Below are 25,508 nucleotides of genomic sequence, written 5' to 3'. Positions count from 1 at the left end.
CACCGGTCGCGCGATACCCCCTGCCCAGAAAGCGCTCTCCCGAGGAGTATTTGCGATGCAGAGAAGGAAACTGTTCGCGGTCGCCCTGGCCGGCGTCCTCGCCACCGGCGGCCTCGCGGCCTGCGGCGACTCGCCGAACGCCAACAAGAACGCCGCCAACGGCTCGCAGGCCGACTACCTGTCGATCGGCATGCCGAACGGCACCGTGACCGAGAACAACAACCCCTTCGTCGGCACCTCGGCCGGCGCCTCCCTCGGGTACCGGTGGATGCTCTACGAGCCGCTCGGCCAGTGGAACAACACCAAACCGGCCGACTCGCTGAAGCCCTGGCTGGCCAGTGAGATCACCTGGTCCGCGGACTACAAGACGGTCGACCTGGTGATCCGGGACAAGGCCACCTGGTCCGACGGCAAGCCGCTGACCGCCGAGGACGTGGTCTTCACGCTGAACCTGGTCAAGAGCAACGAGGCGCTGAACATCTTCGCGGTCCCGTTCGACCAGATCACCGCGGACGGCGACAAGGTCAAGGTCACCTTCAAGACCTCGCAGTTCACCACCCAGCACAAGGTCATCGGCCAGATCCCGATCGTGCCCAAGCACATCTGGGAGAAGATCGCCGACCCGGCCACCGACCCGATCAAGGAGCCGGTCGGCAGCGGACCGTACACGCTGAAGTCGTTCAGCCAGCAGGGCATCACGCTCGCCGTCCGGGAGAGCGGTTACTGGCAGGACCTCCCGCAGGTCAAGGAGCTGCGCTACACGTCGTACGCGGACAACAACGCGCAGACCACGGCACTGGCCAACGGTCAGTCCGACTGGAGCTTCGTCTTCATCCCGAACTACCAGCAGACGTTCGTCGCCAAGGACCCGGAGAACTACAAGGTCTGGGCGCCCGGCGTGCTCGGCATCCACGGCCTGTACCTCAACACCACCAAGAAGCCGTTCGACGACCCGAAGCTGCGCCAGGCCATGAACATGGTGGTCAACCGGGCGGACATCTTCACCCAGGCCGAGGCCGGTTACTTCCACCCGGAGATCAAGAGCGTCACCGGTCTGCCGGAGGGCGCGGGTGACGCGTACATCTCCGCCGACTTCACCGGCAAGACGTTCGCGGTCGACGTCGAGGGCGCCAAGGCACTGCTGGCCACTGCCGGGTACAAGCTGGAGGGCGACACCCTCAGGACGCCGTCCGGCGAGCCGGTCACGATCAAGCTCAGCGACCCGGCGTCGTGGTCGGACTACCAGACCACGCTGGAGATCCTCAAGAGCAACTTCGCCGAGATCGGCATCAAGGCCACGGTGGAGAAGCCGAACCAGAACGTCTGGGACGCCAACGTCCAGAAGGGCGACTTCGAGGGCACCGTCCGCTGGACCAACGGCGGCTCGACGCCGTTCGACATCTACCAGACGGTGCTGGACGGCGACCTCTACAAGCCGATCGGCACCGCAGCCCAGCAGGGCAACTTCGGCCGCTTCCAGAGCCCGGAGGCGACCGCCGCACTGAAGACGTACTCCAGCGCCACCAGTGACGCGGACCGTGCCGCGGCGCTCGCCACCATCCAGAAGATCTTCGTGGAACAGGCGCCGATGCTGCCGATCGGCTCGGACAACGTCGGTGGCGCGTACAGCACCAAGAACTGGATCGGCTGGCCCTCGGACGCCGACTCGTACGCACCGATGCAGCCCACCCAGGCCGGCGCCCTGGACGTGGTCCTGCACCTGCGCCCGGCCAAGTCCTGATCGCCCCGTGCGCCCCGGTCACCGGCCGGGGCGCACGGCCGTCCCACTCCCCCTAAGGAATCCGGCATGACGTCGATCCCCGACGCGAAAGCGCCGGCCGGCGAGGTGGTGCTCGAGGCGATCGGCCTGACCAAGCACTTCCCCGTCCGCCGGACGATGCGCGACCTCCTCAACCGGCGCAAGGACGCGGTCCACGCCGTCGACGACGTGAACCTCACGCTCCGGCGCGGACAGGTGGTGGCCCTGGTCGGCGAGTCCGGCTCGGGCAAGTCCACCGTGGCCCGGCTGCTCGCCCAGCTCTATCCGCGGACCGGCGGCGACATCCGGCTGCACGGCACGTCGACGACCGCGAAGTCCGGGTCGGCGTTCCGCCGGTACTGCGCGCGCGTCCAGATGATCTTCCAGGACCCGTTCGCCTCGCTGAACCCGGTGCACACCATCCGGTACCACCTGACCCGGTCGCTGATGATCCACGACAACGCCGGGGACGACCTCGACGGTGCACTGCACGAACTCCTGGAGCGGGTGCACCTGACGCCGCCGGAGCGCTACCTCGACAAGTTCCCGCACGAGCTCTCCGGCGGACAGCGCCAGCGGGTGGCGATCGCCCGGGCCCTCGGTGCGAACCCCGAGGCGCTGCTCGCCGACGAGCCGGTGTCCATGCTGGACGTGTCGATCCGGCTCGGCGTGCTGAACCTCCTGCGGGACCTCAAGGAACGCCTGGACCTGGCGATCCTCTACATCACCCACGACATCGCGTCGGCACGGTACTTCGCGGACCAGACGATGGTGATGTACGCCGGCCGGATGGTCGAGGGCGGCGACAGCGAGACGGTGACGCAGAACCCGGCTCACCCGTACACGAAACTGCTGATCGACTCCGCTCCGGACCCGGACCGGCTCACCGGCGCGTCCGATGCCGCAGGCGAGGACCGCGGCAACGGTGAACCGCCGAGCCTGATCCACCCGCCGGCCGGCTGCCGGTTCCATCCGCGCTGCCCGATGGCGATGGCCCGCTGCTCGACCGAGGTGCCGGTACGGCTGGAGATCGGTGACGTCCCCGGCCACTGGGCGGCGTGCTGGCTGTACGACACCGAGGGGGCCGCGAAGTGAAGTACTTCCTGCAGCGCCTGGCCTTCTACGCGTTCACCGCCTGGGCCGCGATCACCCTGAACTTCCTCATCCCCCGGATGGTGCCCGGCGACCCGGTGCAGTCGCTGATCACCAAGTACCAGGGCCAGCTCAGCAGTCAGGCGATCGACTCGCTGTACGTGCTGTTCGGCCTGGACCGGGACATGAGCGTCGGGGAGGAGTACGTCAAGTACTGGCAGCAGCTGTTCCGCGGCGACCTGGGCTTGTCCTTCACGTTCTTCCCGACCCCGGTCTCCGAGATCATCAGTGACAGCCTCCCGTGGACGCTGTGGCTGGTCGGCATCACCACGGTGATCAGCTTCGCGATCGGCACCGGCCTCGGCGTGCTGGCCGGCTGGCGGCGCGGCTCGTGGACCGACGGCCTGCTGCCGGTCACCACGTTCCTCTCCTCGGTGCCGTACTTCTGGCTCGGCATCATCGCGATCTACCTGTTCACCGGCCCGGACAGCTTCCTCCCGTCGTCCGGCGGCGCCGACATCGGCCTGGAACCGGCCTGGGACCAGTGGTTCGTCCCGAGCGCGATCCAGCACGGCCTGCTGCCCGCCCTGACCATCCTGGTCTCCTCGGTCAGCGGCTGGATCCTCAGCATGCGCAACATGATGGTGACGGTGTCCAGTGAGGACTACATCACCGTCGCGCACGCCAAGGGCCTCTCCGACCGGAGAGTGGCACTCGGGTACGCGGCCCGCAACGCCCTGCTGCCGAACGTCTCCGGGTTCGCGCTGTCGCTGGGCTTCATCGTCGGCGGCACGCTGCTCGTGGAGATCGTCTTCTCGTACCCGGGCGTGGGTTTCCAGCTGTTCCAGGCCCTGGGTGCCCAGGACTACCCGCTGATGCAGGGCGTCTTCCTGGTCATCACGATCTCGGTGCTGATCGCGAACCTGCTGGCGGACGTGGCCTACCTGCTCCTCGACCCGCGCACCCGCAAGGAGGGCTGACCGATGTCGTCCATCTCCACCGTCGGCGCGGTGGCCGTCGTCCCGGCCGCCAAGGCCCGCAGACAGCGGTTCCGGTTCGTCGCCAACAAGAAGGCCGCGGCCGGCCTGATCATCCTCGGGATCTACGTCCTGCTGGCGATCGTCGGCCCGTGGATCGCACCGTACGACCCGGGCGCCCGCGGTGACCAGCTGGTGCAACCCCCGTCGGCGGAACACTGGATGGGCACCACCCACCTGGGCCAGGACGTGTTCAGCCAGCTGCTGGCCGGCACCCGCAGCGTGGTGTTCGTCGGGTTCTTCGCCGGCATCGTGGCCACCGTGCTGTCGGTGCTGATCGGGGTGACCGCCGGATACGTCGGCGGCAAGACCGACGAGGGTCTCTCCGCGCTCTCCAACGTGTTCCTGGTGATCCCGGCCCTGCCGCTGATCATCATCATCACCTCCGCCCTGTCCAGCGCCGAGGACTGGCTGATCGCCCTGGTCATCGGCCTGACCTCGTGGTCGTGGAACGCCCGGGTGCTGCGGGCGCAGACGCTCTCGCTGCGCCGGCGGGACTTCGTCGAGGCGGCCCGGGCGACCGGCGAGCGGACCTGGCGGGTCATCGTCTTCGAGCTGCTGCCGAACCTGACCGCGGTGATCGCCTCCGGTTTCGTCGGCACGGTCATCTTAGCGGTGCTCTCCGAGATCACCCTGGCGTTCATCGGCGTCACCTCGAACACCACCTGGAACTGGGGAACCATCCTGTTCTGGGCGCAGGGACAGCAGGCGCTCGCCCAGAACGCCTGGTGGTGGTTCGTACCGGCCGGCCTGGCCATCGCCGTCCTGGGCACCGCGCTCTCGCTGATCAACTTCGGCATCGACGAGTTCGTCAGCCCGCGACTGCGCAGCGCCGGCAAGACCAAGGTGAAGACGACCAGCGGGCAGACGGTGCGGATGCGCATCGGTTTCACCCCGGTGATCCGCAAGGAGGTCTCGAAGTGAGCAGGAAACCGGTCCTCGAGATCCGCGGTCTCAACGTCGACTACGGACTGGGCGACCAGGCCGTGCACGCGATCCGCGACGTCACCCTGACCCTGCACCGCGGTGAGGTGCTCGGTCTGGCCGGCGAGAGCGGATCCGGCAAGTCCACCCTGGCGTACGGGACGACCCGGCTGCTCCCGCCGCCCGGCGTGATCACCGGCGGCGAGGTGATCTACCACCCTTCCGCGGGCGAGCCGTACGACGTACTCGGGCTCACCGACCGGCAGTTGCGGGCGTTCCGCTGGGCCGAGACGGCGATCGTGTTCCAGGGCGCGATGAACTCGCTCAACCCGGTGCACAAGATCTCCACCCAGCTGACCGACGTGCTGCGGGCCCACGATCCGCGGATGGGCGAGAAGCAGCGCACCGAGCGGGCCCGGGAGATGCTCACCCTGGTCGGCATCGCGCCGGACCGGATGGACGCGTACCCGCACCAGCTCTCCGGCGGCATGCGGCAGCGCGTGATGATCGGCATGGCGCTGATCCTGCAGCCCCAGGTCGTGATCATGGACGAGCCGACCACCGCGCTCGACGTGGTGATGCAGCGGCAGATCCTCGGCCAGCTGATCGAGCTGCGCGAGCGGCTCGGCTTCTCGGTCGTCTTCATCACCCACGACCTGTCGCTGCTGGTGGAGTTCTCGGACCGGATCGCGATCATGTACGGCGGGCGGATCGTCGAGGAGGCGCCGGCCGCCGCGATCTACCGGGACGCTCTGCACCCGTACAGCAGAGGTCTTCTGGGGTCCTTCCCGGCCCTGCGCGGCCCGCGCCGTGAACTGACCGGCATTCCCGGCTCCCCGCCCGACCTGAAGGGGATGCCGAGCGGCTGCTCCTTCCACCCGCGGTGCCCGAAGGCCTTCGACCCGTGCGCCGGCAGGATCCCGGTGCTCGCGCCGGGCGGCGACGGACGGACGGTCGCCTGCTGGCTGCACGAGGAGGCACGATGAGCTTCACCCGGGGCGTGGCCGCCTCGGCCTGTGTCCACGTCGACCACGAGACGCAGCGGCGTACGCCGAAACAGAGTGCGCGGTGGTTCACCGGCCGCATACGCTCCGGCGCGTGACCGACTACCTCGCTGTCAACCGCGCGAACTGGGACGAACGTGGCCCGGTGCACGCCGCGTCACCCGACTACCAGGTCGACGCGTTCCGCCGCGATCCGGACCACCTGAGCCAGGTGGTCCGGTTCGACCTGCCGCTGCTCGGTGACATCACCGGGCAGCGGGGCGTGCACCTGCAATGCCACATCGGCACCGACACGCTCTCGCTGTCCCGGCTCGGCGCCACCATGACCGGGCTGGACTTCTCCGGCGCCTCACTCGCCGAGGCCCGGCGCCTGGCCGCGGACACCGGTGCCGCGATCGACTTCGTCGAATCCGACGTGTACGCGGCCCGCGACGTCCTGGACGGCGAATTCGACCTGGTCTTCACCGGGATCGGCGCCCTCGGCTGGCTGCCCGACGTCAACCGCTGGGCGCGGACGGTGGCGTCGCTGCTCGCCCCGGGCGGACGGCTCTTCATCCGGGAAGGACACCCGGTCCTGTGGTCGCTCGACTACGACCGCACCGACGGCCTGGTCGCGCTCTCCGAGCCGTACTTCGAGCAGGCCGAGCCCCAGGTGTACGACGAAGCCGGAACCTATGTGTCGACCGACCACGAGTTCCAGCACACCGTGACCCACGAATGGAACCACGGACTCGGCGAGATCGTCACCGCGGTCCTCGACGCCGGACTCACCCTGACCGGGCTGGTCGAGCACCAGTCGGTGCCGTGGAACGCCCTGCCGGGACGGATGCACGAGATCGGCGGCGGCGAGTACCAGCTCATCGAGAAGCCGGAACGGTTGCCGCACACGTACACGTTGCAGGCCCGTCGCGTTTAGCCGTCGGCTGTTTCCGGGTACCTGCCGCGCATCACCGCGACAGAGGAGGCTCTCGATGCGCATCGGCGCTGTCATCGTCGTCATCTGGCTTCTACTCGGCGTGGTCGCGGCTTTCGAACGCGGCTACTTCAAGGACACCGGCGACGCCAGCTGTGCCGAAGCCGGCACGGTCATCGTCACCACGATCGCCGGCCCGCTCAACTGGCTGGGCGTCAACCCGAAGATCAAGTGTGAGGTGCCGCCGCCCAGCAAGTGAGCTGTCGCAGCCCCTCCGGCCCTCCGGCACGCCGTCCTCCCCTCGGCGCACCGGAGGGCTTCGTACGCTGACCACGAGGTTCGGGTGGTCAGTTCGCCCACGGCGGGCTGATCACGGTGCCGTCGGGCAGGGTGGCCTGCAGGCCGACGCTGGTGGTGACCCACGCCTCGACCGGGTCGGCGGTGTTGTTGTCGGCGCCGAACTCCGCACCGCGCGGGACGCGCAGCACGTCACCGGCGGTCATCTCCGCGGTGACGCCGTCGAGGGTGACGGTGAGCGTCCCGGCGAGCAGGAGCAGCACCTCCTCGCGCCCGACCCGGTGCCGGACGCCCCGGCTGCCGGGGGCCACCTCCAGACGCCAGGCGCAGAGTTCCTCGCTGCCGCTCGCGGGTGACACATAGGACCGGAAGGTCGAGCCGTGCATCCGGTGTTCCACAGCGCTCTCCAACATCGTTCCCCCTCAGGTAGTCAAGCTACTTGACCAAATAGTCAAGCAACTTGACCGTCGTGTCAAACTGCAGCCATGCGACACGATCTACTCGACCTGCCCGTTCTGCTGCTCGGCGCGGCCGGCGCCCTGGTCGAGGGCATCAACGCGGCGGTCGTCGCCCGGGGCTTCACCGACCTCCGGCCGGCACACGGCTTCGCCTTCGTCCGGCTGTCCCACGGCGGCGCCACCGTCGTCGAACTCGCCGAACACCTGGGCGTCACCAAACAGGCCGCCAGCCAGATGGCCGAAGAACTCGTTCGCAAGGGGTACGTGGAACGCCGCCCGCACCCGGTCGACGCGCGGGCCAGACTCCTCGTCCTCACCGACCAGGGGGTCGCCTGCACCCGGGCCGCGGACGAAGCCGCCGAAGAGGTGCTCCGGCCGTGGGCCACGGCGCTCGGCCCGGAACGGCTGGCCGCCCTGCGCGCCGATCTGTCCCGGCTGGCCGTTCCGGGCCGCATCCGCCCGACCTGGTGATTTCACCCCATCCTTGACCGGCCTGGTATCACTGCACCGTGAGCAATGGATCTTCAGCAGCCGCGTCGCCGCCCTCCGGCCCGCCTGCGCCCGACCCGGCCGTCGAGGTCCTCGTACCCGCGCCCGCCGCCTCACCCTCGGTCAGCCGGGCCGGGCAGAGGATGGCGCTGGCCACCCTGGCGTCCCGGGCGGCCGGCTTCCTGCGGATCCTGGTCCTCGCCTCGGCACTCGGGCTGGGCACCCGGATGCTCGACGCGTACAACATCGCCAACACGCTGCCGAACGCCGTCTACGAACTGGTCGTCGGCGGGGCCATGGCCAGCGTGATCGTGCCACTGCTGACCCGGGCGGCGCTGAACGAGTCCGACGGCGGGGTGCTCTACACCCAGAAGCTGCTGTCGCTGATCGTCTACCTGCTCAGCGGCGTGACCCTGGCCGCCGTCCTCGCCGCCCCGCTGCTCATCGACCTGTACACGCCCGCCTTCACCCCCGACCAGCGGGACCTGGCGATCCTGTTCAGTCGCTTCTTCCTGCCACAGATGCTGTTCTACGGGATGAGCGCGGGAGCGGCCGCCGTCCTCAACATCCGGGGACGGTTCGGGGTGCCGGCCTGGGCACCGCTCGTCAACAGCGTCGTGGTGATCGCGGTCGGATTGACGTACCTGGTCGTCGGCGGCACCACCGAAGTGGGCGAACTGACCACCGGAAACCTGCTGCTCCTCGGCGTCGGGACCACCGCCGGCGTCGTCGCCCAGTGCAGCCTGGTGGTGTGGGGGCTGTCCCGCAGCGGCTTCCCGGTGCGCCTGCGCCTCGACCCGCGGGGCATCGCGATCCGGCAGATCGGCAGACTCAGCGCCTGGATGCTGCTTTCCGTCGTCACCGGGCAGATCCTGGTCGCCGCCGCCACCCGTACCGCGTCGTGGAGCGGCACCGGAAGCGTCACGGTCTACCAGAACGCCAGCGCGATCTTCCACGTACCGTTCGCGGTCATCGCGGTGTCGGTGATGACCGCGATGCTGCCCCGGCTGAGCCGGCACGCCGCCCGGAACGACCACCGCCGCGTGATCACCAGCCTGTCCCGGGCGGTCCGTACCGTCATGGTGATCATGGCGCCGATCGCGGCCGCCATGATCGTCCTCGGGCCGCAGATCGCCGTGGTGCTGTTCGCCCACGGCAACAGCGCCACGGCCACGGTCGACACCCTCGGCACGGTGGTCTCCGCCTTCGGGCTCGCCCTGATCCCCTTCACCAACTACATGCTGCTGCAACGGGGCCTGTTCGCCCTCCAGGACACCCGGACCGCCGCCCTGATCGCCGCCGCCGTCGCCACTGTCGGGGTGATCGGCTGCCTCGCGGCCGGGCAGTTCCTGCCTCGCGGCGCGATCGTGATCGGGATTCCGGTGGCGTACGCGGCCGCGTACACCGTCGGCCTGACCGCGACCGCGGTGGTCCTGCGCCGCCGACTGGGACTCATCGACGGCAAGAACCTGATCCGCACCCACGTCAAGGTCCTCGCCGCGGCGACGGTGGGCGCGACCTGCGCCGTCCTGGCCATGCGGGGCGTGGCGATGGTCGCCGGCTCGCAGTCCTGGACGGTCACGCTGGTGACCTGCGTCGTGGCGGGGCTGGTGGGCGGCCTCGCCTACCTGGTCACCGGCTACCTGCTCCGCCTGACCGAGCTGCGCCACCTGCTGCGCATGGCCCTGAACTGGCTGCCGTCCCGCTGACCGCCCTCCCCGGCCGCCGCCCATCCCCGAAGCCCACGGCTCAGGGCACCGTGACACCGATCAGGGGCTGTCGCGGCCGATCGGCCAGATCCGGCCGACGATCCGGCCGGTGATGTCGTCCTCGTCGATCAGGCCGAGTTCGCGGGAGTCCTGGGCCACCGTCCGGTGGTCACCGAGCACGTAGACCTTGCCCTCCGGGATCGCCACCGGGGTGCAGATGGTGTCGGACTCCTCCGGTGCCTCACGCAGCAGGTAGGGCTCGTTCACCATGATCCCGTTGCGCCACACCGCGCCGTCACGGCACTCGATCGCGTCGCCGGGCATGCCGACGATCCGCAGGAATCGCCGGACGTCCCTGTCGCCGTGACGGAACTCGACGACGTCGCCGTTCTCCACGCCGGTCATCCGGTAGGCGATCCGGTCGGTCAGATGACGGTCGAGGATCTGGTACGTCGGTTCCATGCTGCCGGTGACCACCACGTTGACGGTCAGCACCCAGCGGTCGACGGCCAGCCCGCCGAGCACCCCGACCAGCACCGTCCACACCGCCACCCGCCGGATCCGGACCAGCCTCGGCAGTTCCCGACGCTTGGCCTGCCGTTCCATCCGCGCCACCCGCAGTCCACCAGCCGCCCACCGCACCGCTTCCGCGCTCCCCTTCGTCTCCGCGAACTCGGCGAGGGTCGCCTCGCCCCACTCCCCGCCCTGTTCGCGACGTCCGCGGACCGCCGCCACCAGCACCCGGTAGGCGAGTCGGCGGACCCAGCCCCCGGTCACGCCGGCCGCCCGCATCGGGGCGCCCTCGGACCGTTCGTCCGCGGATCCCGCCGAGTTCACCGCCGACACCGGCTCCGGCCCGGCGCTCATGCGGTGCCCGCCGGGAACGTGGCCGCCACGCCGGTGCCGGATCCGGCCTGACGGGTCTTCGCCTCCCGCGCCGTCACCCGCTCCCGGGCCAGGGCCGCACCGTCCGCGCTGAGCCGGTAGAGGTGCCGTGGTGGCCGCCCTGGCTCGTCCGACGGCTCCCACCTGGTCTCCAGCAGCTTCTGGTCGCTGAGACGCATCAGGATCGGGTAGAGCGTCCCCGAGGCCAACGCGGTCTCCTTGCTCAACTCGTAGCCGTAACGCCACTGCTGCGGATCGTTCAGAAGCGCTCCGAACAGCAACAACGTCTGCGGCGAACTATGCGGAACCCTAGGCATGAACGAAACTCTACATAACTAGACTTACAACATCCAGACCTTCCCGTGTACGGGTCGGCCGCCGGAACCTCTTTCGCGGCTGGAGAGCACGTCACGCGTACGAGATGAGGAAGAGGAAGAGGAGGCACCCACCTGGACCCACGAGAGACGGCCCCCACCCGAAGGGCGGAGGCCGTCGCAGAGGACCGAAAGGGATCAGTCGCGTTCGATCAGGTGGCCGATCAGTTCCGGGCCCATGATGACCGCGTTGCCGGAACCGTCGCGGCGGGCGTCCGGCTCCGGGAGCTCGACCGGTTCGCCGGTGGCGCTGGCACCGACCGGGCGCGGGCCGACCCAGGCCACGGTCAGGCGGGACTCGCCCTTGAGGAAGCGCTGCACGCGGACGCCGCCGGTGGCCCGGCCCTTCGCCGGGTACGACGCGAAGGGCGACACCTTGACCTGCGTGCCCGTCGACGTCACCACCATCGGTTCGCCGTGCTCGGGGTCCGACGTGGACACCACGTTGAAGGAGATCACCTCGGCGTCGGCGGCCAGGTTGATGCCGGCCATGCCACCGCCCTTGAGGCCCTGCGGACGGACCAGTTTGGCCGGGAACCGCAGGAGGTTGGCGTCGGAGGTCACGAAGACCAGGGCCTCCGCGCCGTCGGTGAGCCAGGTCGCCTGCAGGACCTCGTCGCCGTCCTTGAGCGTGATGACCTCGAACTCGTCGGAGCGGACCGGCCACTCCGGCGCGCACACCTTGATGATGCCGTGCCGGGTGCCCATCGCGATGCCGGGTGAGTCGCCCGGGGTCAGCGGGGCGAGGCCGACCACCTTCTCGCCCTGCTCCAGCGGGACCAGCTCGGAGGCGGACATGCCGCCGCGCAGCGACACCGTGCCGGACTGGTCGGGCAGCACCGGCAGCGGGAGCACGTCGGTCTTGAAGGCGCGCCCGCGGTTGGTGACCAGCAGGATCCGGCCGCGGGCGGTCGAGTGGATGACCGCGCGGACCGCGTCGTGCTTGGTCCGGCCGCTGCGACTGTGCGCCTCGGCGGACTCCTCGCTCTCGGCGGCGGTCCGGGCGATCAGGCCACTGGCGGAGAGGATCACCTGGCAGGGGTCGTCGGCGACCTCGAGCGGGCCGGCCGGCACCGAGGCGGCGAGGACCTCCTTGAGGTCGCCGTCGATCAGCGTGGTGTGGCGCGGGCGGCCGAACTCCTTGGCGACCTTGGCGAGCTCGTCGGAGACGACCTTCTTGAGCACCTTCTCGTCGTCGAGGATGCGGCTCAGATCGGCGATCTCGCCGCGCAGGCGCTCCTGCTCGGTCTCCAGCTCGATCCGGTCGAAGCGGGTGAGCCGGCGCAGCGGGGTGTCCAGGATGTACGTCGCCTGGATGTCCGAGAGGCCGAACTCGGCCATCAGGCCCGTCTTCGCCGCGGTGGAGTCGTCGCTGGCCCGGATCAGGGCGACCACCCGGTCGATGTCGATCAGGGCGATGAGCAGGCCGTCGACCAGGTGCAGGCGATCCTCGCGCTTGGTCCGCCGGTACGTCGTGCGCCGCGTGACCACCTCGTAGCGGTGCTGCACGAACACCTCGAGCAGCGCCTTGAGCCCGAGGGTCCGCGGCTGCCCCTCGACCAGGACCAGGTTGTTGATGCCGAACGAGCTCTCCAGCGGGGTGAGCCGGTAGAGGTCGGCGAGCAGTGCCTGCGGGTTGACGCCGACCTTGCACTCGATCACGAGGCGGGTGCCGTGCTCGCGGTCGGTGAGGTCCTTGACGTCGGAGATGCCGGCCAGTCGCGGCGCCTGACGCTGACCACGCCGGGGACCGGAAGTGATCAGCTTGCCCTTCACCTCGTCGGTGATCGCCTCGATGATCTTCTCGGCGCCGATGCCGTAGGGCAGCTCGGTGACCGTGATCGCCTGACGGCCGCGGCCGCCCTCGAGCAGACCGGTCTGCGCGCGGGCCCGGACCCGGACCACACCCCGGCCGGTCTCGTAGGCGCGGCGCACCTCGTCGAGGCCCAGCAGCTGACCGCCGGTGGGCAGGTCGGGGCCGGGGACGAAGCGCATCAGCTCGTCGAGGTCGGCCTCCGGCTTCTTGATCAGGTGCCGGGCGGCCGCCACCACCTCACCGAGGTTGTGCGGGATCATGTTGGTCGCCATGCCGACCGCGATGCCGGACGTGCCGTTGACCAGCAGGTTCGGGAACGCCGCCGGCAGCACCCGGGGCTCGGAGTCGGACCCGTCGTAGGTCGGCTTGAAGTCGACCGTGCCCTCGCCCAGCTCGCCGACGAGCAGCATCGCCTCGGGCGACATGCGGGCCTCGGTGTAACGGGCCGCGGCCGGGCCGTCGTCGGGCGAACCGAAGTTGCCGTGGCCGTCGATCAGCGGCGTGTTGAGCGAGAAGTCCTGGGCGAGACGGACCAGGGCGTCGTAGATCGCGACGTCGCCGTGCGGGTGGTACTTACCCATCACGTCGCCGACGACACGGGCGGACTTCACATAGGGCCGGTCGGGGCGGTGGTTCTGCTCCGACATCGACCACAGGATCCGCCGGTGCACCGGTTTCAGCCCGTCGCGGGCGTCCGGCAACGCTCGAGAGTGGATCACCGAGTACGCGTACTCCAGATAGGAGTCCTCGACCTCGGTGGTCAGCGGGTTGTCGATGATGTTGGCGCCGGCCTGGTCGAACGCGGACAGGTCGACGCGATTCTCGTTCTTGCGGCGTGCCATGGTCTGCGGCCTCTCAGGCGTCGATGGTCTCTTGGTCGATCCGGCCGGCAGCCTCGATCAACCAGTTCTTCCGGGGTTCGACACGCTCGCCCATCAGCAGTTCGAGGGTGGCCTCGGCGCGCTCGGCGTCCTCGATGGTGATCCGGCGGACGGTGCGGGCCGCCGGGTTCATCGTGGTGTCCCACAGCTCGTCGGCGTCCATCTCACCGAGACCCTTGAACCGGGGCACCGGCTTCTGCACCTGCCGTCCGGAGCGCTCCAGCTTGGCGACGGTGGTCTCCATCTCCTGCTGGGTGTAGGTGTAGAGCGTGTCGGAGTTGCGGCCCTTGGTGACCACCTTGTGCAGGGGCGGCATGGCGGCGAAGAGCCGGCCGTGCTCGATCACCGGGCGCATGTACTTGGCGAACAACGTGATCAGCAGGGTCCGGATGTGCGAACCGTCGACGTCGGCGTCCGCCATGATCATCACGCGGCCGTACCGCATCTGGCCGATCTCGAAGGTGCGGCCGGAGCCGGCGCCGAGCACCTGCACGATCGCCGAGCACTCGGCGTTGTCGAGCACCTGCTGCAGACTCGCCTTCTGCACGTTGAGGATCTTGCCACGGATCGGCAGCAGCGCCTGGTATTCGGAGCTGCGGGCCATCCGGGCGGTGCCGAGGGCCGAGTCACCCTCCACGATGAACAGTTCGGAACGGTCGATGCCGATCGCCCGGCAGTCCACCAGTTTCGCCGGCATCGACGCGCCCTCGAGCGCGGTCTTGCGGCGGGCGGCGTCCTTCTGCTGCTTCTGGGTGAGGCGGACCCGGGCCGCGTCCACGACCTTCTGTAGGACGGTGCGGGCCTCGGTCTTGGTGCGCCGGCCCTCCACCCACTCCTTCAGATAGGTCTCCACCAGGCTCTGCATCACGCGGGTGATGCCGGCGGTGGACAGCTCGTCCTTGGTCTGGGAGGTGAACTGCGGCTCCGGAACCCGCACGTGGATGACCGCGGTCATGCCCTCGAGCAGGTCGTCCAGAACGGGCGGCTCCTCCTTGGGCTTGAGCAGGCCACGCGTGTTGCGGATGGCGTCGGTCAGCGCCCGGACCAGGGCCCGCTCGAATCCCTTGCGGTGGGTGCCGCCGTGGACGTTGCGGATGGTGTTGGTGAAGCACTCGACGGTGCGTTCGTAGCCGGTGCTCCAGCGGAACGCGACCTCGATCTGGGCGTGCCGCACGACGTTGGACTGCATCACGCCGTTGGCGTCGGCGGCGTTCTCCTTGTAGGTGCCCTCACCGGTCACCACCAGGATCCCGGAGACCGGCTTGTCGGCGGCCGGCGTCTGGAACTCCACCATGTCGGTGAGCCCGTGGGGATAGTGGAACGCCTCGGTCGCCGGCTCCTCGGCGGTGGCGTCGAAGAGCGAGAACTGGACGCCGGCCACCAGGAAGGCGGTGTTGCGCAGCTTGGCGCGGACGGCGTCGACGTCGAGACGGGCACCGGTCTCGAAATACCGGGCGTCGTACCAGTACCGGGTGGACGTGCCGGTGGGCTCGCCCCGCTTCATCCGGCGGGCCACCCGCAGACCCGGCTGTGGGGTGAAGGGCGCATCCGGCCCCGGGCCGTCGAACACCCCGGGAACACCACGCTGGAACGAGATCTCGTGCACCTTGCCGTCGCGCTTGACGGTGACGTCGTAGCGCAACGACAACGCGTTGACGGCGGAGGCGCCGACACCGTGCAGACCGCCGGAGGCCTTGTAGCCGGAACCGCCGAACTTGCCGCCGGCGTGCAGCCGGGTGAGCACGAGTTCGACGCCGCTGAGGCCGGACTTGGCGTGCACGTCGGTCGGGATGCCCCGGCCGTCGTCGTCGACCTGCACCGAGTTGTCACTGTGCAGGGTCACCGCGATGCGGGTGGCGTGACCGCCGACCCCCTCGTCGGTGCAGTTGTCGATGATCTCGTTCGCCAGGTGGTTGATGCCCCGGCTGTCCGTGGACCCGATGTACATGCCAGGGCGTTTACGGACAGCGTCCAGCCCTTCCAGGTGCGTGAGGTCGTCAGCCCCGTACAAGGTTTCTGGCTGTGCGGTCACGAGGCGGCACTCCCGATCGGCCATGGTGGCAAGGACGGCGCGAGCCTACCCGGCGCCCCCGACACTTCTGCCCCAGGCGAGGCAGGTGGAGACCACACCGTGGCCGAATTCGGTACAAAGCGTACGAAAAAGTGTCCTATGACACGCTGGCCAACTGTGCGGTCTGGGGCTGTAGCGCACGCCACAGATCCAACGGGTACGACTTGCCCGGCACCGACACGGGCGGCAACTCCTGATAGGCGATCAGGGCGTCGGTCACCTCGCGCGTCACCGAACAGACCACGACGGTGTCGTGCGGCGCGTACGCCTGCAACCGTGCCGCCGTGTTCACAACGCTCCCACTGATCATGGCGTAGCCCCCGTCGAAGGCCGCCATCGGGTCCACGATCACCTCACCGGTGGCCAGTCCGACCCTGGTCCGCACCGGGAACCTGCCGGCCAGGAGCCGCCCCCTCAACGCCTCCTGGACCGACAGGCCCGCCCGGACCGCCGCCGCGGCCGCCTCCGGACCGAAGCCGCCGTCACCGGCCCCGAAGACCGCCATCACCGCGTCGCCGACGTACTTCTCCACGATCCCGCCGCAGTCGCGGACCACGCGGGCCACCGTCGTGAAGTAGTCGCGCTGCAACGCCCGGATCTCCGCGCAGTCCAGCCGGTCCACCATGGCGGTGAAGCCGACGATGTCGATGAACAGCACGGTGACGTCCTGGCGCCGCTCCTGATCGACCAAGGTGATGGTGGTCATGTCTCACGCTCCCCCGGTTCACTGCGTTGACCGGGAGTACGGTGCCAGCCCGCAACCGGACGCGGATCTGTTGAACGACGTATCTCTGACAGCATCGGCGTCCGTCGTTTTTGTGACGCAGAACAGGCCGAACCGACGACAACGTGATAGGTCGATTCCCACTAGGCTGCCGGTCATGGCCAGCCAGGGGGACGAGGGGCCGCTTGTCGGGCGCACCGGCACGCTGGCCGACATCCAGTCCTACCTGCGCAACGTCGGCCCGGGCGGCACCGCTGCGGTGTTCGTGACCGGGGAGAGCGGTGTCGGCAAGAGCCGGTTGCTGCGGGAGACAGCCGACGCCCTGCGCGGGACGGACTTCGCCGTGCTGTCCGGGACCTGTCTCGACATCGGCGACGCCTCCCCGCTGCATCCGGTGCTGCAGGCGCTGCGCCGGCACGACGGCGGGCACACCGACAACAGCGGTCCCGCCGACGCCGGCGCCCTGCTCGACCGGGTGTCGCACGCCCTGCGCACGATCGCCGGCAACCGGCAGCTCCTGCTGGTCCTGGACGATCTGCAGTGGGCCGACCGGAGCACCCGGCAGCTCCTGCTCTACCTGCTCGCCGGCCTCGGTGACGTCCGCGTCTCGGTGCTGGCCGCGATCCGGGCCGAGGCCCTGCACGGCACCCACCCGCTGCGCCGGGTGCTGGCCGAACTGCGCCGGCTGCGGTCGGTCCGCGTGGTCGACCTGGCCCCGCTGACCCAGGACCAGACCCGCGACCTGGTGACCGGCATCGTCGGCGGGACGGTGGCCGTCGAGGACGCCGACCGGGTGTTCAAGCGCAGCGGCGGCAACCCGTTCGTCGTCGAGGAGTTGGCTCGTGACCTGCGCGACGGGCGGGTCGAGCTGTCCGACACGCTGCGCGAGATCTTCCTGTCCCGGGTGGACGAGTTGCCGCCGAACGCCCATCAGGTGGTGCACGCGATGGCCGCCGGTGTCGAGCCGGTGGAGCACGCGGTGCTGGCCAGGGTGGTTCCGCTCGGCGAGGACCAGCTCATCGAAGCGATTCGAGCAGCGGTGGCGCACCGGTTCGTGGCCAGCGACAGCGACGGTTACCGCCTACGTCACCGGCTGGTCGCCGAGGTGCTGGAGCAGGAGGTGCTGCCGGCCCAGTCGGCCGCCCTGCACCGGCGGTTCGCCGAGTCGCTGGAAGCCGTCGAGGGTGATCCTGATCACGCCCGGCTGGCCTTCCACTGGCAGCGGGCCGGCGTACCCGAACGGGCCCTGCCCGCCGTGCTGGCGGCGGCCCGCGCGGCCGAACGCCTCTACGGTTTCGCCGAGGCCCACCGGTACTGGACGATCGCCCTGCAGCTGACCGGCGACGACTGCGAGGACCGGGCCGACGTGCTCGGCAACGCCGCCGAGTCCGCGCACCAGTGCGGCGAGCACCTGCTGGCACTGTCCCGGGTGGAGGAGCTGGCCGCGCGGACCGACGGTCCCGGGCGTTCGGACGTGCACCTGCGCCGGGCGCGTTACCTGGCCGCGGCGGGCCGCACGGCGACCGCCGAGACCGAATACCTGCGGGCCCTGGACGCCCCGGACTGCACACCCCGCCAGCGCGCCTCGGCCGCGGCGTACCTCGCCGAGCTCCTGGTCCACCTGGGCCGTTACGCCGAGGCGCACCAGCACGCCCGGGACGCCATGGAGCTGGCCGCGATCAACGGATCAACCCCTGATCTGGTACGCGCCAGCGCCGCCCTCGGCTTCAGCGCGGTGTTCCGCGAGGACCCCGCCGCCGGCCTGTCCGTGGTCCGGCAGGCGGTGGAGATCGCCGAACGGTCCGGCCACCCGGACGACCTGGGCGTGGCCTACATGCACCTCGCCGAGCTGCTCACCGGCCCGTTGAACAGCATCGAGGAGGGCGTCCTGGTGGCCCGCCGCGGCGCGGACCGCCCGGTCGGCCGGCACTACCGGACACGGCTGCTGGCGATCGCCGCGAAAGGCCTGTTCCGGGTCGGTCAGTGGGCCGAGGCGAGCGCGGTGCTGGACACCGCGATGAGCTACCGCCCGTCCGGTGCCGACGCGGTCGAGCTGCTGCTCTCCCGCTGCCAGCTGTGGGTCGGTTTCGGCGAGGTCGACAACGCGCGCCGTGACCTGGACGCGGTCGCCACCCTGCTGGCCGGCGGTGGCGCCCGGCACGTGCTGCCGATGCTCACCCTGCGGGCCGGCCTGGCGATGTGGCAGGGCGAGCACGCCGAGGCCCGCGCCGCGGTGCAGCGCGGCCTGACCGAGACCCGCTCCGACGACCTGGTGCTGATCGGGGTGCTGACCTGGCACGGCCTGCGCGCCGAGGCGGAGGCGCACGTCGCCGGGGCCCGCGTCGACCCGGGCGCGCTGCGCCGCCTGAAGACCGCCACGGAACGCCTGGTCACGGCGATGGGTGAGGCAGGTCCGGCGGTGCAGGCCGCGGTCACCGGCTATGTGGACCTGTGCACCGCCGAGATCAGCCGGATCGAGGACCGGCACGATCCGGATCCGTGGGCGCGGGCGGCCACCGTCTGGGACCGCCGGCAGCAGCCCTATCCGGCGGCGTACTCCCGGCTGCGCCAGGCGGAGGCCTCCCTGCACCGCAAGGTCCGTCGCGCTGCCGCGGTCACCGGTCTGCGTCAGGCGTACGCGACGGCGACCGCGATGGGAGCACGCCCGTTCGCCAGCGAGATCCGTGGTGTCGCCCAGCGGTTCCGGGTGGCCCTGGCCGACGACGAGCCCACCGTGCCGATGGCGGCGCCCGCCCTGGTCACCGACGAGTTGGCGGTGCTGACCGTCCGCGAGCGTGAGGTGCTGGCCGCCGTCGCGGAGGGCCTGACGAACCGGGAGATCGGCGAGAAGCTCTTCATCAGCGAGCGGACGGTGGGCGTGCATCTCGGGCACATCTTCGACAAACTGCAGGTACGTACCCGCGTGCAGGCCAGTCGGGTGTATCTGACAGCCGCCTGACCAGGGCATCGTTATCTCGCCGTGACATACGTACGTCAAATACGTCGTTCTACGGATCCCCCTGACGTACCCCTGCTGGAAGTCTGAGGCCACGGGGGAGCACCGCCCGGGGGCCACAGCCTCCGGGCGGTGCTGGGGGCCCTCCGACTTCTGCATCACCCACGGAGGATCCGATGACCCAGCCCATCTGGGGCCCTGTTCAGCAGGAGATGTCCGACCTGCTGCGGCGGCATCCCGACGACGTGCCCGGCGTGGTCGAGCAACTGGCCGGACTGCAGGACGTCCTGTGCCGCGTCCCGCCGCTGCTGCACGGCAACCCGCTTGCCGATTTCAACAAGCTCTACCTGACCATCACCGAGAACGTCCTGGAACGCCTGTACGCCGGGCGCTTCAAGGACCCGGCGTTCCTGTCCCGCCTGGACGTGGAGTTCGCCGCCCGGTACTTCGACGCACTGCGGTACTGGACCGAGGCGAGCCCGTCCTGCCCCGGCGTCTGGGCCGGCCTGTTCTGCCGCGTTCCGGGACCCGACCAGCGCCCGCTGCCGTCCGCGGTCGCCGGCGTCAACGCGCACATCAACTTCGACCTGCCGTTCGCGCTGGTCACCACGTTCGACCACCTGGGCACCGACCCGATCGACGGCAGCGACCAGCACGAGGACTACCTGCAGGTCAACGACATCTTCGCCGAGGAGATCCCCGGTCTGCGCCGCGGTTACCTGGACCGGTGGCAGCTGCTCATCGACACGATGAACGGTGACCTGGACGACTGGTGGCAGGGCGAGATGGTGGAGTACACCCGGAACGTCGCGTGGCGCAACGCCCAGAAGATCTGGTCGATCCGGCACGACCAGCTCGCCCTGGACAAGCAGCGGCGGCGCCTCGACTCGACCGCCACCGGCCTGGGCAAACTCCTGCTCTCACCGTTCGCCGACTTCCTGCAGTAACCCCGTCACCCGGACGCGAGGGGCAGCTCCACGGTGAACATCGCGCCGCCTTCCGGGGCATGGCCCGCCTCGATGACACCACCGAGCCTCGTCACCAACCGGGCCGCCAGCGCCAGGCCGAGCCCGCTGCCGACAGCGCGGACCCCGCGGTACCGCCGGTTCAGCTCACCCCGCTGGAACGCCACCGCCAGATCGTCGTCGGTGAACCCGGGGCCACCGTCCCGGACCTCGAGGATCGCACCGTGTGTACCGGCCCGGACCGCCAGGACCAGCGGCGCACCGGCCGGAACCACCCGCAGCGCGTTCTCGCAGAGACCGTCGAGCACCTGCCGGATCCGGCCGGGATCGGTGTCCACCACGACCGGCCCGGACGGCGTCTCCACGGTCAGCACCGGACCGCCGTCGCCGCACCGTGACCGCCAGGCCCGGCCGGCCTCCCGGACCAGCTCCACCAGGTCGACCGGCAGCACGTCGATCGGCAGGTCGGCCGCCTCCAGCCGGGACAACACCAACAGATCCGAGATCAGCCGGTCCAGCCGCTCCGCCTCGCCGAGCACGGTCCGACCCGCCTCGGTGGTGCCGTCCCCCGCGATCACACCGTCGGCGAGCGCCTCCGCGTAACCACGGATCGTCGCGAGCGGGGTCCGCAACTCGTGCGAGACGGAGAGCAGGAACTCCCGCTCACGACCCTCGCTGGTCTGCAACGCCTCGGTGAGCTGGTCGAACGCGTCGGCAAGACGGACCGCCTCGGTGGGACCGGTGCGGGACAGCCGCACCGAACGGTCCCCGGCGGAGAGCCGGCCGGCGGCGGCCGCGGCCTGCTCGACCGGCCGCACGACCACCCGGGCCAGCAGGGCGCCGGCCGCGATGCCGCCGGCCAGCCCGGCCAGCAGGGCCAGCCAGAGGCCGCCGAGCGCGCGGGCCGCGGTGCCCGAGGAGACCGTCCGGGTGAGAACGATCCCGTCACCGGAATTCCGTGGACCGGCGTTGTCATCGTCGTCGTTCGGCGTATCGCCACCGCCGGAGTTCTGTGGGAAGGGTTGTCCTCCGGTCTCCGGGCTCGGCCCTCCGGCGGCCGTCGGGAAAGGCCGTCCTCCGGCGAACGAGGGACGGCCGTCCACCAGGCCGAAAGCGTCGACGCTCCGGCCCGCCGCCACCTGTTTCACCACCCGGTCGGGAAGCCCGGGACGGTCGGGTTCGCCCCGCCGGATCAGGTAGATCTCGACGCCCTCGGCACGCAGACCCGCGACGACGGCGGCCCGGGACCCGGCCGGTTCGCGCGCCAACAGGGCCGCCACGAACGCCGCACGCTCCTGCAGATCCGTGCGGACCTGCAGGTTCACCGTGCGGACCGCGGTCAGCACGCCGACCGTCCCGGTCATGAGCACCGCGATCACCGTGGTGGCCGCGGTGACCAGCACGGTCCGCCCGGCCAGGCTCCGCGGCCGTCTAGGCATCGGCGGTGTACCCGACGCCGCGGACCGTCCGGATCACCGCGGACGCCTCGCCGAGCTTCGCCCGCACCTGGGCCACGTGCACGTCGACCGTACGGGTTCCGGCATGCGAGGCGTACCCCCAGACCGCGGCCAGCAACTCCTCCCGCGTGAACACCCGCCCGGGCCGCCCCAGCAGGTGGGCGAGCAGGTCGAATTCGGTCGCGGTCAACATCAGCGGGCGGCCCTCGACAGCCGCTGTCCGGCGCTCCGGGTCAAGCGTCAACGGGCCCAGGGTGCGTACCCGCTCGGAGGCCGCCGTCACGGCCGCGCGCCGCAGCAGCGCCTTGACCCGGGTGACCAGCTCGCGCGGGCTGAACGGCTTGGTGACGTAGTCGTCGCCACCCAGCTCCAGCCCGACGATCCGGTCCACCTCGTCGTCCCGCGCGGTCAGGAAGACCACCGGCGTCCAGTCGTCGTCGGCCCGCAACCGGCGGCAGACCTCGGTGCCGTCCATCCCGGGCAGTGCGATGTCGAGGATGCAGACGACCGGCCGGAGCAGGCGGGCGGCGGCCAGCCCGGCTACACCGTCGTGCTCGACCTGTACTCCGAAACCCTCCCGGCTCAGGTACAGCCGGACGAGATCGGCGATCGGCCGCTCGTCCTCGACCACCAGGACCAGTCCCCTGCTCGGCGTATCCGTCACGGAACACATCATGCCGCCGGAACACTGCCGGCGGCGTATGGCGCTCGGCCTCCGAAGGCCGCGTGCGACGACTACCGTCGATGGCATGCGGGTGATGACGTGGAACGTCTGGTGGCGCTTCGGCGGGAACTGGCGGGACCGGCGGCACGGCATCGCGCAGACCGTCGCCGCGTGCCGGCCGGATCTGCTGGGGCTGGTCGAGGCCTGGTCCGGCGCCGGCACCGACCAGGCGCGGGAACTGGCCGCACCGCACCGCATGCACGCCGTCTGGGCGCCCTCCGGGCTGCCGCCGGAACCGGACCCCGCGGAGTACGCCGACCAGGCCGGCATCGCGATCGGAATCGGACTGGTCAGCCGTTGGCCGATCCGGGCCACGGAACTCACCGACCTGCCCAATCCGCAGCGCGGTGGCGTCCCGCCCCGGGCACTGCTGGCCACCGTGGACCATCCGGCCGGACCGCTGCACGTCATCACGGCGTGCACCGAGTGGGAGCCCCGGTACGCCGCCGACCACCGGGCACAGTGCGCAGCCCTCGCGGACCTCGCCACCGACCGGCGCCTGGACGGGGACCTGCCGGTGCTGCTGATCGGGGACCTGAACGTCGCACCGGACCAGCCGGAGTTCGCACCCCTGGCAGCGACCATGACCGACACCTGGGTGGCGGGCGGCGGCGACCCGGCGGCGGTCACCCTGGACTCGGCCGTGCCGTTCGCCCCCGTCGAGGCGGTGAAACAACTCGACCGGCGGATCGACCACATCCTGGCCCGGCCGGGCCGACCTGGGTCGCCGGTACGGGTGGAAAAGGCCTTCCTCGCCGGGCACCACCCCATCGCCGACGTGCTGCCCTCCGACCACTACGCGGTGGTCACCGATATCCCACTCTGAACGGGAACGCTCCCAAAGGCCCGAAAGCGCCCTCTGCCTCGTGCTATAAAAGCGAGCGGGTTCCGGTCCGAACCGGTCACAAGCGGACGTCACCCGACGACGGCCCGTCCTACCGGCGGCCACGCGGGCCGCCCCATGAGCCGGGCGAGGCGTCGAGCACGGGGGGATGCCTCGCCCACCACTTCCTCCGACGGCCGGGCTTTGACGCGTACCCCCAAAGATCTTGGTTTAGGGGTGAGACGACGGCGGACCGTGGGAAGGATGGAGACATGGCCTACGTGAATCCGTCGGGCGAGTTCACCCGCGACCAGCGATACATCGGCACCAGGATCACCGCGGACGGGCGGGACGGCTATCCGGTGGAACCCGGGCGGTACCGGCTGGTGGTGAGCCGGGCCTGCCCGTGGGCCAACCGGTCGATCATCGTGCGGCGGCTGCTCGGCCTCGAGGACGTGCTGTCGATGGGCATCGCCGGGCCCACCCACGACGAGCGGAGCTGGACCTTCGACCTGGATCCGGGCGGACGCGACCCGGTGCTGGGCATCGAACGGCTGCAGGAGGCGTTCTTCGCACGGTTCCCGGACTACGACAAGGGGATCACCGTCCCGGCGATCGTGGACGTGCCCAGCGGACAGGTGGTCACCAACGACTTCGCCCAGATCACCCTGGACCTGTCCCTGGAGTGGACGGCATTCCACCGGGACGGGGCACCGCAGCTGTACCCGCCGCACCTGCGGGACGAGATCGACGAGGTCAACGACGGGGTGTTCCGGGACGTCAACAACGGGGTGTACCGGGCCGGGTTCGCGGGGACGCAGGACGCCTACGAGAAGGCCTACGACCGGTTGTTCGGCCGGCTCGACGCCCTGTCGGCACGACTGTCCTCGCAGCGGTACCTGGTCGGGGACACGATCACCGAGGCGGACGTCCGGCTGTTCACGACGCTGGCCCGGTTCGACGCGGTCTACCACGGACACTTCAAGTGCAACCGGTCCAAGCTGGCCGAGATGCCGACGCTGTGGGCGTACGCACGAGACCTGTTCCAGACGCCCGGCTTCGGCGACACGACCGATTTCGATCACATCAAGCGGCACTACTACGAGGTGCACCGCGACATCAACCCGACCGGGATCGTCCCCAAGGGCCCGGACCTGAGCGGCTGGCTGACCCCGCACGGTCGCGAAAGCCTGGGCGGACGGCCGTTCGGTGACGGCACTCCCCCGCCGCCGCCGAGCCCGGCCGAGACGGTGCCGCCCGCCCACACTCCCTCAATGCCACTCGGCTCAAGTTGACCTCGAGGAATGCCCCGATGCCCCGATGCCGCGACAGGCGGCTGAGCTGCGCCGATGCGGCTGCCACCGTCGACGGCCGCACGAGTCGCCGCAGCGAGGAGGGCCGCAGACTCCTGGTCACCTCTTTGATCAACTTGAGCTGAGTGGCATCGGGCGGTTCCGAGCCGTCGATGGTGGCCGACCGGCGTTAGCGGGTGAGCCGTAGGCGACGGCCGCGCGGCAGCCATGAACGACGGTCGACCGGCTTACGGGACAGCCCCCGGGTCTACTCGTCGCCCACGGAGCAGTGTTGATCAATCGCCCGCCGTGTCTCCGGGGCCACGGGCACCAGAAACAGCAGAGCGGCGGCGGGCGATTGATCGACTACGGCCCATCCGCCCGTCGATCCCCGCAGGACAGCCCTGGACGACGGCTCGGAGCAGTCAGCCGTCCTCCACGGTTCGCTGCCGGCCGCTGAAGAACCCTGGACAACGGCCCGGAACCGACAGCCGTCCTCCACGGTTCGCTGCCAGCCGCTGAAGAACCCTGGACAACGGCTCAGAACCGACAGCCGTCCTCCACGGTTCGCTGCCAGCCGCTGAAGAACCCTGGACAACGGCTCAGAACCGACAGCCGTCCTCCACGGCTCTCTTCGGGACCGCAACCGAGCCGTGGACGACGGCTCGGAGCGCCCAGCCGTTCGACACGGCTCTTTCTCGGCCGGAAACGAGCCGTGGACGACGGCTCGGCCGGCCGGGCCGTCAACCGTGGTCCACAGATGAGCCGACAACAGCCGTGGACGACGGCCGGGCAGCCCGCGATGCCACACCACTTGAGTTGATCTTGAGAGTGATCCGATGCCGCGACAACGACTGA

General features: G+C 70.2%; 21 protein-coding genes. 13 read left to right on the top strand and 8 right to left on the bottom strand.

Translation table 11 applies throughout. From position 1 onward, the window contains the following. The first annotated feature begins 55 nt into the window (after window positions 1-55). From QSK32_RS31825 to QSK32_RS31795, 7 genes are all read left to right on the top strand, one after another. On the top strand, window positions 56-1,741 hold the full coding sequence (locus tag QSK32_RS31825; RefSeq protein WP_285473954.1) for an ABC transporter substrate-binding protein: 1,686 nt from the start codon (window positions 56-58) through the stop codon (window positions 1,739-1,741). A gap of 66 nt (window positions 1,742-1,807) precedes the next feature. After that, a complete protein-coding gene (locus tag QSK32_RS31820; protein ID WP_285473953.1) occupies window positions 1,808-2,854 on the top strand; it encodes an ABC transporter ATP-binding protein in 1,047 nt (348 codons plus the stop codon). Beyond that, window positions 2,851-3,831 carry an ABC transporter permease gene (locus tag QSK32_RS31815; RefSeq protein ID WP_045742032.1) on the top strand — a complete coding sequence of 327 codons (981 nt, stop codon included), beginning with the start codon at window positions 2,851-2,853 and terminating at the stop codon, window positions 3,829-3,831. Before QSK32_RS31820 ends, QSK32_RS31815 begins: the two co-directional genes overlap by 4 nt. A gap of 3 nt (window positions 3,832-3,834) precedes the next feature. Continuing rightward, window positions 3,835-4,812, top strand: a complete 978-nt coding sequence (locus QSK32_RS31810) for an ABC transporter permease (RefSeq protein WP_285473952.1) — start codon at window positions 3,835-3,837, stop codon at window positions 4,810-4,812. Continuing rightward, window positions 4,809-5,798 (top strand): ABC transporter ATP-binding protein, encoded by a 990-nt coding sequence (locus QSK32_RS31805; protein WP_045742030.1) that lies wholly within the window; start codon window positions 4,809-4,811, stop codon window positions 5,796-5,798. Before QSK32_RS31810 ends, QSK32_RS31805 begins: the two co-directional genes overlap by 4 nt. A gap of 112 nt (window positions 5,799-5,910) precedes the next feature. Then, the gene (locus QSK32_RS31800) at window positions 5,911-6,732 is read left to right on the top strand and encodes a class I SAM-dependent methyltransferase (RefSeq protein ID WP_045742029.1); all 822 of its coding nucleotides are present in this window, start codon (window positions 5,911-5,913) and stop codon (window positions 6,730-6,732) included. Between the two features lie 55 nt (window positions 6,733-6,787). Then, window positions 6,788-6,988, top strand: a complete 201-nt coding sequence (locus QSK32_RS31795; protein ID WP_045742028.1) for a hypothetical protein — start codon at window positions 6,788-6,790, stop codon at window positions 6,986-6,988. 88 nt (window positions 6,989-7,076) lie between these two features. Here QSK32_RS31795 and QSK32_RS31790 read toward each other — a convergent pair whose 3' ends face one another. After that, window positions 7,077-7,439 carry a cupin domain-containing protein gene (locus tag QSK32_RS31790; RefSeq protein WP_045742027.1) on the bottom strand — a complete coding sequence of 121 codons (363 nt, stop codon included), beginning with the start codon at window positions 7,437-7,439 and terminating at the stop codon, window positions 7,077-7,079. Window positions 7,440-7,511: 72 nt separating this feature from the next. Between QSK32_RS31790 and QSK32_RS31785 the strand changes: the two genes are divergently transcribed. Further along, complete coding sequence (locus tag QSK32_RS31785) at window positions 7,512-7,955, top strand: MarR family winged helix-turn-helix transcriptional regulator (protein WP_285473951.1); 444 nt, start codon at window positions 7,512-7,514, stop codon at window positions 7,953-7,955. A gap of 161 nt (window positions 7,956-8,116) precedes the next feature. Then, on the top strand, window positions 8,117-9,682 hold the full coding sequence (gene murJ, locus QSK32_RS31780; RefSeq protein WP_285474022.1) for a murein biosynthesis integral membrane protein MurJ: 1,566 nt from the start codon (window positions 8,117-8,119) through the stop codon (window positions 9,680-9,682). A 60-nt stretch (window positions 9,683-9,742) separates the two neighbouring features. On the opposite strand, the gene lepB is transcribed toward murJ, so the two are convergent. The 5 genes from lepB to QSK32_RS31755 form a co-directional block, all read right to left on the bottom strand. Continuing rightward, on the bottom strand, window positions 9,743-10,549 hold the full coding sequence (gene lepB / locus QSK32_RS31775) for a signal peptidase I (RefSeq protein ID WP_285473950.1): 807 nt from the start codon (window positions 10,547-10,549) through the stop codon (window positions 9,743-9,745). Beyond that, window positions 10,546-10,884 carry a PadR family transcriptional regulator gene (locus QSK32_RS31770; RefSeq protein WP_285473949.1) on the bottom strand — a complete coding sequence of 113 codons (339 nt, stop codon included), beginning with the start codon at window positions 10,882-10,884 and terminating at the stop codon, window positions 10,546-10,548. The genes lepB and QSK32_RS31770 overlap by 4 nt, the downstream gene beginning before the upstream one ends. Window positions 10,885-11,079: 195 nt before the next feature. Further along, window positions 11,080-13,599, bottom strand: coding sequence for a DNA gyrase/topoisomerase IV subunit A (locus QSK32_RS31765; RefSeq protein ID WP_045742023.1), 2,520 nt, complete (start codon window positions 13,597-13,599; stop codon window positions 11,080-11,082). Window positions 13,600-13,612: 13 nt separating this feature from the next. Beyond that, window positions 13,613-15,694, bottom strand: a complete 2,082-nt coding sequence (locus tag QSK32_RS31760; RefSeq protein ID WP_211275355.1) for a DNA gyrase/topoisomerase IV subunit B — start codon at window positions 15,692-15,694, stop codon at window positions 13,613-13,615. Between the two features lie 112 nt (window positions 15,695-15,806). After that, a complete protein-coding gene (locus tag QSK32_RS31755; RefSeq protein WP_045742021.1) occupies window positions 15,807-16,415 on the bottom strand; it encodes an adenylate/guanylate cyclase domain-containing protein in 609 nt (202 codons plus the stop codon). A 175-nt stretch (window positions 16,416-16,590) separates the two neighbouring features. Between QSK32_RS31755 and QSK32_RS31750 the strand changes: the two genes are divergently transcribed. Both QSK32_RS31750 and QSK32_RS31745 read left to right on the top strand, forming a co-directional pair. Further along, window positions 16,591-19,392, top strand: a complete 2,802-nt coding sequence (locus QSK32_RS31750) for an ATP-binding protein (protein WP_045742020.1) — start codon at window positions 16,591-16,593, stop codon at window positions 19,390-19,392. A gap of 173 nt (window positions 19,393-19,565) precedes the next feature. Continuing rightward, window positions 19,566-20,336 carry a DUF5995 family protein gene (locus QSK32_RS31745; protein ID WP_045742019.1) on the top strand — a complete coding sequence of 257 codons (771 nt, stop codon included), beginning with the start codon at window positions 19,566-19,568 and terminating at the stop codon, window positions 20,334-20,336. A gap of 5 nt (window positions 20,337-20,341) precedes the next feature. Here the strand turns inward: QSK32_RS31745 and QSK32_RS31740 are convergent, their stop codons facing one another. Both QSK32_RS31740 and QSK32_RS31735 read right to left on the bottom strand, forming a co-directional pair. Continuing rightward, entirely contained in the window at window positions 20,342-21,793 is a 1,452-nt protein-coding gene (locus QSK32_RS31740) for a sensor histidine kinase (RefSeq protein ID WP_045742018.1), read from the bottom strand. Further along, the gene (locus QSK32_RS31735) at window positions 21,786-22,484 is read right to left on the bottom strand and encodes a response regulator transcription factor (protein ID WP_285474021.1); all 699 of its coding nucleotides are present in this window, start codon (window positions 22,482-22,484) and stop codon (window positions 21,786-21,788) included. Before QSK32_RS31735 ends, QSK32_RS31740 begins: the two co-directional genes overlap by 8 nt. 76 nt (window positions 22,485-22,560) lie before the next feature. On the opposite strand from QSK32_RS31735, the gene QSK32_RS31730 reads away from it, so the two are divergent. Together QSK32_RS31730 and QSK32_RS31725 are read left to right on the top strand one after the other, a co-directional pair. Further along, complete coding sequence (locus QSK32_RS31730; RefSeq protein ID WP_045742016.1) at window positions 22,561-23,361, top strand: endonuclease/exonuclease/phosphatase family protein; 801 nt, start codon at window positions 22,561-22,563, stop codon at window positions 23,359-23,361. A 269-nt stretch (window positions 23,362-23,630) separates the two neighbouring features. Continuing rightward, window positions 23,631-24,653: a glutathione S-transferase family protein gene (locus QSK32_RS31725; RefSeq protein WP_285473948.1), complete on the top strand. Its 1,023-nt coding sequence runs from the start codon at window positions 23,631-23,633 to the stop codon at window positions 24,651-24,653. Window positions 24,654-25,508: the final 855 nt, after the last annotated feature.

This window comes from Actinoplanes sp. NBRC 101535, assembly GCF_030269225.1.
Classification (GTDB): Bacteria; Actinomycetota; Actinomycetes; order Mycobacteriales; family Micromonosporaceae; genus Actinoplanes; species Actinoplanes rectilineatus.
This window is presented reverse-complemented; position numbering and strand designations above follow the sequence as displayed.

What these genes read in the sequence shown, in the direction of transcription:
- QSK32_RS31825 (WP_285473954.1), top strand. Translation starts at nt 56, where the DNA reads ATGCAGAGAAGGAAACTGTTCGCGGTCGCCCTGGCCGGCGTCCTCGCC.
- QSK32_RS31820 (WP_285473953.1), top strand. Translation starts at nt 1,808, where the DNA reads ATGACGTCGATCCCCGACGCGAAAGCGCCGGCCGGCGAGGTGGTGCTC.
- QSK32_RS31810 (WP_285473952.1), top strand. Translation starts at nt 3,835, where the DNA reads ATGTCGTCCATCTCCACCGTCGGCGCGGTGGCCGTCGTCCCGGCCGCC.
- QSK32_RS31795 (WP_045742028.1), top strand. Translation starts at nt 6,788, where the DNA reads ATGCGCATCGGCGCTGTCATCGTCGTCATCTGGCTTCTACTCGGCGTG.
- QSK32_RS31790 (WP_045742027.1), bottom strand. Translation starts at nt 7,439, where the DNA reads ATGTTGGAGAGCGCTGTGGAACACCGGATGCACGGCTCGACCTTCCGG.
- QSK32_RS31785 (WP_285473951.1), top strand. Translation starts at nt 7,512, where the DNA reads ATGCGACACGATCTACTCGACCTGCCCGTTCTGCTGCTCGGCGCGGCC.
- murJ (WP_285474022.1), top strand. Translation starts at nt 8,117, where the DNA reads ATGGCGCTGGCCACCCTGGCGTCCCGGGCGGCCGGCTTCCTGCGGATC.
- lepB (WP_285473950.1), bottom strand. Translation starts at nt 10,549, where the DNA reads ATGAGCGCCGGGCCGGAGCCGGTGTCGGCGGTGAACTCGGCGGGATCC.
- QSK32_RS31770 (WP_285473949.1), bottom strand. Translation starts at nt 10,884, where the DNA reads ATGCCTAGGGTTCCGCATAGTTCGCCGCAGACGTTGTTGCTGTTCGGA.
- QSK32_RS31765 (WP_045742023.1), bottom strand. Translation starts at nt 13,599, where the DNA reads ATGGCACGCCGCAAGAACGAGAATCGCGTCGACCTGTCCGCGTTCGAC.
- QSK32_RS31760 (WP_211275355.1), bottom strand. Translation starts at nt 15,694, where the DNA reads ATGGCCGATCGGGAGTGCCGCCTCGTGACCGCACAGCCAGAAACCTTG.
- QSK32_RS31755 (WP_045742021.1), bottom strand. Translation starts at nt 16,415, where the DNA reads ATGACCACCATCACCTTGGTCGATCAGGAGCGGCGCCAGGACGTCACC.
- QSK32_RS31750 (WP_045742020.1), top strand. Translation starts at nt 16,591, where the DNA reads ATGGCCAGCCAGGGGGACGAGGGGCCGCTTGTCGGGCGCACCGGCACG.
- QSK32_RS31745 (WP_045742019.1), top strand. Translation starts at nt 19,566, where the DNA reads ATGACCCAGCCCATCTGGGGCCCTGTTCAGCAGGAGATGTCCGACCTG.
- QSK32_RS31740 (WP_045742018.1), bottom strand. Translation starts at nt 21,793, where the DNA reads ATGCCTAGACGGCCGCGGAGCCTGGCCGGGCGGACCGTGCTGGTCACC.
- QSK32_RS31735 (WP_285474021.1), bottom strand. Translation starts at nt 22,484, where the DNA reads ATGTGTTCCGTGACGGATACGCCGAGCAGGGGACTGGTCCTGGTGGTC.
- QSK32_RS31730 (WP_045742016.1), top strand. Translation starts at nt 22,561, where the DNA reads ATGCGGGTGATGACGTGGAACGTCTGGTGGCGCTTCGGCGGGAACTGG.
- QSK32_RS31725 (WP_285473948.1), top strand. Translation starts at nt 23,631, where the DNA reads ATGGCCTACGTGAATCCGTCGGGCGAGTTCACCCGCGACCAGCGATAC.